Source organism: Nonomuraea sp. 10N515B (assembly GCF_052245915.1).
GTDB lineage: Bacteria > Actinomycetota > Actinomycetes > Streptosporangiales > Streptosporangiaceae > Nonomuraea.
Genome location: NZ_JBQQBQ010000134.1, coordinates 1 through 9048, shown reverse-complemented (window position 1 = coordinate 9048; position 9048 = coordinate 1). Strand labels below are relative to the sequence as shown.

Genomic DNA, 9048 nt, shown 5'->3' with positions numbered 1-9048 from the left:
CCGCTCCTACCTCGGCACCGCCCGCAACCACGGCATCCATCCCCTGGATGCTCTCCGCGACGCGCTCGCCGGGAATCCCTGGATGCCGCCACAAACCGCCTGATCAATCACAGGCCTGAATGGATACCCACCTAGTTCGTGCGAAGAAATTCTCCAGCTCCATGACGTTTCCCTACTCTTCAGCTAATCGCGCGATCGTCAGGTGGGCTTCTCGGGAGGGGCCGGGCGCTCTCACCCGTAGCGATCTATGGTGCTTGCGCTACGCAAGAGGCTACGAAGGCTGAATGTCTGGCATGTGGAGGTATTGGCCATGCGCATGCCGTCCACAGACGCGCGGACAAGGGGGCGCCCCCGTCACTGCCGAAAGGGACGAGATCGTTCACGCTGACGATCTTCGACGCACCGGCCTTCGGGGGTGATTTTCCTCCCCCGCACAAGACATGCCAGATCCGGACACGATCGGACCTTCCGCCGCGGCCGCGTACTCGCCGGTAGAGAAAATCGCACCCACATCGCCTATGCCGATCATCGCGAGCGTGAACCGTCTGCCACCATGTGCTCACCAGCAGTGGGAACCGGCCATGACACAGGCCGGACCCCGTCCCACGACTGCAAAGGCAGAGTACGTGAACGTAGAGGCGGAGATCCTCGGCTTGCAGCTACGCATGCAGGCGCTAGAAGCCCAACCGTGTCCCGGCAGTGTCATCACGGCCATCGGGGCCGCCGTTGTCGTGATGACAGCCGAGGTGACAGAAGCCAGATTCGAGAGCATCAAAACCCTGTCGGCTCTGGCCGCCGACGTCGAAGACCTTCGTCGGCGGACGAACGAGCACCTCCAACGCGACAAGCCGACCTGGTACGACACCCTCCAAAACGACCTGAACGCCCTGCGGCTCAAACTCGATCGCTTGCTTGAGAAAGACGGCGCTTAGGGACTGGCGTGAGCGTCCTTTCTACACCCAGGGCTCACGCTGGAGCGCCTGAAACGACCCATCCCGCCAACGGCGACGCCTATGCCTTCGTCCGAGCAATCGCATGCTGTCCTCGCAGGCCACAGGCATGTCGGGGATTGATGGCCTTTCAACTCGCATGTGTGAGTAACGTCAGCCTCCCGTGAATCGAGATGCTTATGAGCAACAAGAGAGGATGTTGCATGTGGGGGTGACGCCTGCGTGAGCAAGAAGCTACCGGGGGCTCCATTGGACGAGTTGCCGATGACGACAAGGAAGGAGCAGTTCAGTCTCGCTTACGTTCATATGGTGGCCTCCGCAGCCGGATGTTCGATTAAAGACCACCGAACCGACGTCGACGGTGTCGACATCACGTTGGCCTCGTCTGCTGAGTATGAGGTTTTCTACTGTCCCCAGTTTGAGCTGCAACTGAAGTGCACCTCGCAGGAGCGTGCGCTGTCCGACGAGCATGTTGCCTGGCAGATGAAGGCAGCACCGTTCCGCAGGTTGACGCATCCAAAACGTCACATTCCGGCTTTTCTAGGAGTTTTGTTCGTCCCGCAGGAGTCTCAAGCATGGCTGGACCAGGACGAAGACCGCCTCCTCATCGAGAGCCGCATGTACTGGGAGGCTGCCTGCAACTTAGGAAGCATCGAAGACTCACAGGACTCGAAGATCGTGCATCTACCCCGCAGTAATCTCTTTGATGTAGAGCAGCTTGTTGGCATCATGAAGGCGATCGGAGACGGAGGTAGCTGGTGAAGCGACCCACCCTAGACTCCTCTCTCCTGGAGTTGATCACGAGCCTCACACCTGCCGCCGTCTCTCAGTTCCTGGCGACGCAATCGTGGGAGCTGGAGTCACGGCTCGAGGACGTTCGTGAGATCTGGCGCCTGCCCAAAGATCACGGCGCATTGGCTGCTCGCATCATGCTGCCGCTCTCGAGTGACTTCGCCGACTACTCGCAGCGTTTCTATGACGCCCTGAACGCAATCCGCGTCATCAACGACTGGGACGTGGACAGCCTCTACGAACGCATCATCGCCACTCGTGCCGACCTGCTGTACATCCGACTCGATCAGGCCATGCCGGACGGAACTATCCCATTTCGCCAAGCAGAAGCCACCATCAAAGCGATCCACCGAATGATGAGAGCAGCGGCGACGACAGCCGCAGACCCCGCGCACTCCCACCGAGGGCGCAGGTCGGCACTCGTGACCGAGTTCCTGAACGAGGACGTGCGCCTAGGCCACACCAAGCGCGGCAGCTTCATCTTTACTGTCGTGGCGAGGCTGGAAGACGACATCAGCGGCGATCATTCGGCCGATCCACCGCGGGCGGAGGACGATCTCATCAGCGAGCCCTTCCCACGCAAGGTCATGGCGACGCTGGCAAGGGGACTCCAGACGACGCACCGACTGGCTCGCGGGCGCGATCGGGAAGCTCTAGAAAATCCTGCGGCATGGGGACTGAGCGCTAATCTCATTGAGTCTCTGGAAGAGATGGCTGAGCCCGAAGGGCTGCGGTCTCTGGACCTGTCCTTCGAATGGGCGGCTGCCGAGCAAGCCCCCGCGGTGGGCACGGAGCCGATCAGGCTTGAGCACGAGATCCTAGGAGAGCTGGCTCGCGTTCGGGAGCGCCTCGTCCGGCAGGAGGAGCCGCCACGCCGAGAAACTCTCGTAGGCGCCGTCAAGTCACTGGCCTGGGACGAGGGAAGCGATCTCGAGGATGAGGTAGGCGCGATCGTGATCCTCGCGGACGTGAACGGCCGCACTCGGAATGTGCATCTAACCCTTTCTGGTCAAGACCACGATTGGGCGATTCGGGCTTACCGGAACAAGATTCCTCTGACCGTGACAGGCGACTTGGCATATGAACGACGAGCCTGGCGCCTCCAGGGTGATATCGAGCTCGACACAGGCTTCCTGCAGCACACGCTTGGCGATCTGCCAGAACGCTGAGCACGCTCGCACCCGCAGCTCGACGCCCACACCCCGGCACATCCGCCAACGCCACGGACGGCAACCGCGCACCCGTCGGGCCTATTTGACGGCGCCCGCTCCGGCAGGGGTACGACGGACGCGGCGGCGGAACCGATCTCCCCGAGGTAGCGCACGGCGGCCCGTCTCACCGGCCGGATCTGACCCTCAACCAACGACTGGACGATCTCCCGCAGAATGGGCAGGCGTGCTGGCATGATCGGAGCCCTCGCAGACCACGAACAGGACTTATACGTCCACCCAGATGTCATTCGCCCAAGCCCGCCCGTCGGGCGCGGACCACTGCCTGGGCGCGGTCGGCCACCTGGAGCTTGGCGAAGATGGACGTGAGGTGGTTCTTGACGGTCTTCTGGCTGAGGAACAGGACCCGCGCGATCTCCGCGTTGGACTTGCCGGAGGCGAGCAGGTCGAGGATTTCCCGCTCCCGCTGGGTGAGCTCGGGGAACGGGCCGCTGTCGGGCCCGCTGGTCAGGAAGCGGCGGATCCTGCGCGCCACGCCCGGCCCGTACACCGCCTCTCCCCTGGCGACGGCGGACACGGCGGCGAGGAAGTCGGGACCGGCGGTGCCCTTGAGCACGTAGCCGCGCGCGCCCGCCCGCAGCGCGGCGAACACTGACGCGTCGTCCTCGCTCATGGTGAGCACGAGCACGCCGAGGTCGGGGCGGCGGTCGATGAGCTGCCGGGTCGCCTCGGTGCCGGACATGCCGGGCATGACGAGGTCCATCACGACGACGTCGGGTTCGAGGGAGAGCGTGAGCTCGATGGCCTCCTCGCCGTCACCGGCCTCGCCGACGACCTCGGCGCCGCCGATCTGCTCGAGCAGCGCCTTGAGGCCGTGCCGGAGCAGCGGGTGGTCGTCCACCAGCAGCACGCGAATGGGGTCGTTCATAGGGGAAGCACCGCCTCCACGAGAGTCCCGCGCCCGGGCTCGGACGAACGTCGCAGGTCACCGCCCACTTCGGCGGCGCGTTCTCGCATGCTGCCGGATCCTACGCCCTCGCGCAGCGGCTCCGGCAGGCCGCGCCCGTCATCGCGGATCCGCAGCACCAGCCGGTCGGGCACGGCCGTCGCGGTGATCTCCACGTTGGCGGCGTCGGCGTGCTTGAGCGCGTTGGACAGGGCCTCCTGCGTGATCCGGTACGCGGCGACCTCCACGGCGGCGGGGAGGGCGGGCAGCGGTTCGGGGATGGTGACGGCGACGTTCGGGCCCAGCTGGGCGTCCAGCGCGAGGTCCTCCAGGGCTCCGGAGAGGCCCAGCTCGTCCAAGGCCGGTGGGCGCAGGTCGTGGACAATCTTCCGGACGTCTCCGACGATCGCCTGGGTCAGCTCCCTGACGCCGGTGACCTGCTCGCGCAGCTCTGGTGGCGCCGTGGCCTCGATCACGTACAACCTCACCCCGATCGTGGCCAGGTCCGCGCCGAGGCCGTCGTGCAGGTCGCGGCGCAGGCGGCGGCGCTCCTCCTCGCGCGCCTTGACCAGGCGCTCGCGCGAGTCCCTGACCTCCGTGGCCAGCCGCACCGCCGCCAGGGCCACCGCCAAGTGGGGCGCCAGATCGTCGAGCACCGCCCGATCCGCCCTGGTCAGCGGCTCCCCTGGCGACCGCGACGCCGCCCGCAGCTCCCCCTCCGTCCGCCCACCGCTCAGCAGCGGGATGCGTACGCCATCCTCGGGAACGCCGCCGAAGACCGAGACGGGAACCCCGGCGGCGGTGAGCACGGCGACGGCCGGCAGCCGCAACGTTCGCGCCACGGTCTCGGCCGCGCCGTCGAGCAGCTCGGTCGGCGCGGCCGTCGCCTCCAGCCGCTGCCCGAGATGGGACAGGGCCGCGGCGGGCTCCCCCCGGTTGCCGAACAGCACGCGGCTCACGGCCCGCTGCACGGCATCGCGCGCCGGCGCGAACGCCACCGCCACGACGCCGGTGGCCAGCAACGACTCCAGCACACCGCCCTGCTGCCTGAACAGCCCGTTCAGGGTGGTGACGGTGGCCATGTAGGCGCCCAGCAGCAGCGCCGCGACCAGGACGTACACGACGGTACGCCGGATCAGCACCTCGATGTCGAACAGCCGGTATCGGAAGATCGACACGGCGGTGGCCAGCGGCAGGGCAGGCAAGGTCAGCGCCAGCAGCCAGATCCCGACGGACCACGTACCGCCGGAATGGGCGGAGTCGACGAGCGCCGCCAGCGCGATGGCGACGGCGGCCGGGAGCACCGGCATGAGCTGACGCCGATCCTGAGCCCGCCGCACCCGCACGACCAGCGCGACCGCCCCCACGACGGCCGCCGCGCTCACCACCACCCCGAAACAGGCTGCGATGATCTCGGTCGGCACGAACCCCACCGGGCTGGGCCGCTCACTCCCCCAGACCCACACCATGTCCCTGAACATGAGCACGACCTGCAGGATGGCCAGGGCCGCGATGAGCGCCCCCACGACCGGCCGCCACCTCCGCGACGGCAACCGCCCGTCGGGCAGGAACGCCGGCAGCAGGAACAACGGCCCGAACCCGGTGAAGAACACCCAGTTGACCACCCAGGAGCTGAACTCGGTGCCCGGCCATCCGTGGGCTTGGCCGTACACGCTGTACCCGCCCGCCAGCGCCTGCAACGCCAGCCCTGTGCCGCCCAGGCAGAACAGCCACCCGATGGGATTACGGGGTTGCCGCGCCACGATCAACGCCCCCACCAGCGGATAGGTCAGCCCTACGACGGCGTCCAGCAGAAGGTACGTGGCGTCCTGGACCGGGACGTTGACCGTGAGAACGGTGCCGATCAGGACGGCCGCTGCGGCCGCACCGGGAATCGCCCAGGGCTGCCAGGTGGAAACACGCACAGGAGCATCGTCCAGTTATGTCCCACCTGGGGCAATGGGACCAGAGTCCCGCCCCACCCGGGACCTCGCCGGCACCACCAGTAAACCGGAGGAGGCCCTTCCCCAAACCGGGACCCGATGGGGACCCGCCGCTCAGGCGGGTGGGACCGGTGGGCGGGTGGACTGCTGGTCATGCACACGACATCGCCCCCGATCACACGCCGAATCACCGGACGGGGTCGTCGCCGTGCCGCTCCGGCACCGGAGCGGACCCACCGCCCGGCGGAACCCGAAGGAAAGAAGAAGACCATGAACATGCGAATCCTGGCCGGCAGCCTGGTGGGCAGCGGCGGCATCCTGTTCGCCCTCGGAAACGTCCTGCACCCCCTGGAGCACAGCGAAGCCGCCCACTCCGCCCCGACCTGGGAGGCAGCACACCTCATCTTCGCCCTGGGCGGCCTGCTGATCACCGCCGGGCTCCCCCTCCTGATCGCCGTGAGCCAGGCGCTCCGGCCGTCCAAGCTGGCCTCGATCGGCGGGGTCGTGCTGGCGATCGCATTCGCCGCCCTCGCTCCGGGCGCCTGGTTCGAGGCATACGTCGCGCCCCTGCACGGCGTCGCCGAACAGGTGGAGGCCGGTGGCGGCGGCGCGGTCAACGCAGTGGCCGGGATGGTGTGGATGGCGTCGCTGGTGGCGTTCGGGGCGGGGCTCGCGTGGCGCGGAGCGCGGCGGTCGGTGCGGCTCGCGGGCGCGGCGCTGCTGGTCGCCGCTCTGGTGCTGATCGTCGGTCCGGGCCTGCCCGTGGTGGAGGGGCTAGTGATCATCCCGGCGACGGTTCTGGCCGGTCTCGGGCTGCTGGCCGTGGGCGTGGCATCGGCGCGTACGACCGCCGAGCCCGCCCCCGTCCCCGTGAACGCCTGATGTCGTCGTCCCGCCCCACCCGGTGCCATCTCGACGACCGGGTCGAGGAGGTGTGGCGGGGCATCCTGGCCCTGACCGCCGCCATCTGGCACAACCGCCACACCGGCCGGCCCATCACCCGATCGCTGATTGCCTACGACCACTGGCTAGGCGTGCCAGAGGGCGGCAAGCTGCCGGGTGGCCAGCCGGGATGGTATGGCGCGCAGCAACGCGTCGCGAAGCCACGCGGCGACGCCGGTCTGGGAGGTCAGCCGCGATTGCCGGGACGCCGCCCGCATCATGCGGTTGGCGCTGGGCCTGCGCTCGGCGTCATAGCGCAGGAGCCGCTGGGCGACGTCTGACGGCTCTGCGCCGCTCAGGTGGCGGGTTAGTGCGGCCGCGTCTTCGAAGGCCTGGCTGGCGCCCTGGCCGAGGTCGGGTGGCATGGCGTGCGCGGCGTCGCCGAGGAGCGCGATCCTGCCGACCGTGAACGAGGGCAGGGGTTCGGCCAGGCGAGCGATCGGGTCGACGTAGATGTCGGCGGGCGGGGTGGCCTCGATCAGTGCCGTGACGAGGGGGTGCCAGTCAGCCATCAGGGACAGCATCTGCCGGCGTGCCTCCTCCGCGCCGGGCGGCGTGCCGTGCAGGACGGAGTCGGTGAACCAGTACAGGCGGTGCTCGCCGACGGGGAACAGGCCGAACATCGCCCCGCTGCGGCGGTCGACCAACTGGCTGGCGAGGAGGTCTGTTACCGGGCCGGGAGGGCGGGGCAGCATGCCGCGCAGGTCCATCCGGCCGGTCCGCCGTAGCCCGGGGTGGCCGGGAATGAGCTGTTCGCGTAGCTTGCTGCCGATGCCGTCGGCCGCGATCACGGCGTCCGCTCTTGCGACGGGGTTGCCATCGCTGATCACGGTTACCCCGGTGGGGTCGGGCTCCAGGCGCTCGACCGGGGTCGCGGTTCGCACCAGGTCGGCGGGCAGCGGGGCGCGTAGCGCCCGGTGCAGTTCAGCCCGGTCGATGATGGCGGGCGTCCCGACCTTCTGCTGCGCCTGGACCGCATCGGTGATCAGCAGCGGGCGTCCGCGCCAGTCCCGCAATCCCGCGCGGGCGGCAGGCATGATGTGCCCGCGAACGTCTTCAGCCAGCCCCAGCGCGTCCAACGCGCGGAGCCCGTTGGGCATGACCACGATCCCGGTGCCCGCTTCCCGGAGTTCGGCGCCCCGTTCGAAGAGTGTCACCTCGTGGCCCAGGCGATGCAGCCCCACCGCGGCCGTCACTCCTCCGAGCCCGGCACCGACCACCACGATCCTCATGAGACCTCCTCGCCTATTCACTACGATCGTACTAGTACGGCTATTGGTAGCATGGTCGTATGCCGCCCACCAACCCGGCCCGTCGCCGAGCCCTGACCGATGCCGCCATCGAGCTACTGGCGTCGTCGGGCGTGCATGGACTGACCCACCGCGCGGTGGAGAAGGAAGCAGATCTCCCGCCGGGAACGGCCTCGAACTACTTCCGCAGCCGGGAAGCGCTGCTGGTGGCCGCCGCGGAGCGCATCGCCGAGTTGCATCACGCCGACACCGACCGGGCCACCGAGCAGCCCGCGACGCTGGTCGACCTGCTGACGGAATCGCTGCTCACAGCGGCGACCACACTGCGCAACCGCTATCTGGCAATCTTCGAACTTCAACTGGAGGCCGTGCGCCGGCCGCTGCTCGCCTCGGCGCTCGCGGGCCTGCAGGACATGTCGGTGCAGATCACCGCCGGGCACCACGACAAACTCGGCCTCGCCATCCCACGCGAGAAGATCCCCGCGCTGATCGCGCTCTACGGGGGTGCGCTGTTCACCCTGGTCACCGCGCCACCAGGGAGCGTCAGCAGGGACGTCGTCCAGAGCGTGGTTCAGGTCATCGTGTACGGCTGTGCCCTACACGATGAAAATCCTGAATCGGTACGGCAGGGCCGCCACACCTAGCGCAGCTTCTGGACCCCGGCCCCGTCATTAAGCAGCCTTCATCAGCCTGCGGTCGAACTCCCGATGCTGCGATGCGGAATACTCCGATGTCGTCGGCCGAAGTGCCCTGGCTCGGGGAGGTGCGGTTGAGCGACGCCTCCACAAGCTTGACCGGCCCTTGACGGAGGCTACTTACCGGGTGGCGAGATTCGCGTGATTCACAGAAAAGCGCGCCCTCGGTCGATCGCCGTCCCCGCTGATGCCGACGCACTTGTCCGCGCCCGACCGAGCGGCGCGCACGATCGAGGCTAGAAGGCTTAGCCGCCCGGAGGCGGTCATGGTGAGCCGGAGTTTGTTCGAATGAGCTCGAACGGGCTGGTTTAGGCGGGGTTTAGGCGGCGAGGCCTGCCTGTTGGGCGAGGTCGTCGATCGC

The 9048-nt window shown here is 67.9% G+C and carries 8 protein-coding genes; 5 read left to right on the top strand and 3 right to left on the bottom strand.

Features of this window, described 5'->3' with window-relative positions; all coding sequences use genetic code 11:
* Positions 1–626: 626 nt before the first annotated feature.
* From ACTWQA_RS57895 to ACTWQA_RS57885, 3 genes are all read left to right on the top strand, one after another.
* Positions 627–932, top strand: coding sequence for a hypothetical protein (locus ACTWQA_RS57895; RefSeq protein ID WP_443167305.1), 306 nt, complete (start codon positions 627–629; stop codon positions 930–932).
* Positions 933–1172: 240 nt separating this feature from the next.
* Positions 1173–1712, top strand: coding sequence for a DUF4365 domain-containing protein (locus ACTWQA_RS57890; protein WP_443167304.1), 540 nt, complete (start codon positions 1173–1175; stop codon positions 1710–1712).
* Positions 1709–2911 carry a hypothetical protein gene (locus tag ACTWQA_RS57885; protein WP_443167303.1) on the top strand — a complete coding sequence of 401 codons (1203 nt, stop codon included), beginning with the start codon at positions 1709–1711 and terminating at the stop codon, positions 2909–2911. The genes ACTWQA_RS57890 and ACTWQA_RS57885 overlap by 4 nt, the downstream gene beginning before the upstream one ends.
* Positions 2912–3197: 286 nt before the next feature.
* Here ACTWQA_RS57885 and ACTWQA_RS57880 read toward each other — a convergent pair whose 3' ends face one another.
* Both ACTWQA_RS57880 and ACTWQA_RS57875 read right to left on the bottom strand, forming a co-directional pair.
* Complete coding sequence (locus ACTWQA_RS57880) at positions 3198–3839, bottom strand: response regulator (protein WP_443167302.1); 642 nt, start codon at positions 3837–3839, stop codon at positions 3198–3200.
* On the bottom strand, positions 3836–5782 hold the full coding sequence (locus tag ACTWQA_RS57875) for a sensor histidine kinase (RefSeq protein ID WP_443167301.1): 1947 nt from the start codon (positions 5780–5782) through the stop codon (positions 3836–3838). Before ACTWQA_RS57875 ends, ACTWQA_RS57880 begins: the two co-directional genes overlap by 4 nt.
* A 288-nt stretch (positions 5783–6070) precedes the next feature.
* Here ACTWQA_RS57875 and ACTWQA_RS57870 point away from each other — a divergent pair, with 288 nt between their 5' ends.
* Positions 6071–6682 carry a hypothetical protein gene (locus ACTWQA_RS57870; protein ID WP_443167300.1) on the top strand — a complete coding sequence of 204 codons (612 nt, stop codon included), beginning with the start codon at positions 6071–6073 and terminating at the stop codon, positions 6680–6682.
* Positions 6683–6828: 146 nt separating this feature from the next.
* Here the strand turns inward: ACTWQA_RS57870 and ACTWQA_RS57865 are convergent, their stop codons facing one another.
* Positions 6829–7974 carry an FAD-dependent monooxygenase gene (locus ACTWQA_RS57865; protein WP_443167299.1) on the bottom strand — a complete coding sequence of 382 codons (1146 nt, stop codon included), beginning with the start codon at positions 7972–7974 and terminating at the stop codon, positions 6829–6831.
* Positions 7975–8033: 59 nt separating this feature from the next.
* On the opposite strand from ACTWQA_RS57865, the gene ACTWQA_RS57860 reads away from it, so the two are divergent.
* Complete coding sequence (locus ACTWQA_RS57860; protein ID WP_443167298.1) at positions 8034–8636, top strand: TetR/AcrR family transcriptional regulator; 603 nt, start codon at positions 8034–8036, stop codon at positions 8634–8636.
* The last annotated feature ends 412 nt before the right edge of the window (positions 8637–9048 follow it).

Excerpts from the sequence above, each read along its gene's own strand:
- ACTWQA_RS57870 (WP_443167300.1), top strand. The coding sequence starts at position 6,071 with ATGAACATGCGAATCCTGGCCGGCAGCCTGGTGGGCAGCGGCGGCATC.
- ACTWQA_RS57860 (WP_443167298.1), top strand. The coding sequence starts at position 8,034 with ATGCCGCCCACCAACCCGGCCCGTCGCCGAGCCCTGACCGATGCCGCC.
- ACTWQA_RS57865 (WP_443167299.1), bottom strand. The coding sequence starts at position 7,974 with ATGAGGATCGTGGTGGTCGGTGCCGGGCTCGGAGGAGTGACGGCCGCG.
- ACTWQA_RS57880 (WP_443167302.1), bottom strand. The coding sequence starts at position 3,839 with ATGAACGACCCCATTCGCGTGCTGCTGGTGGACGACCACCCGCTGCTC.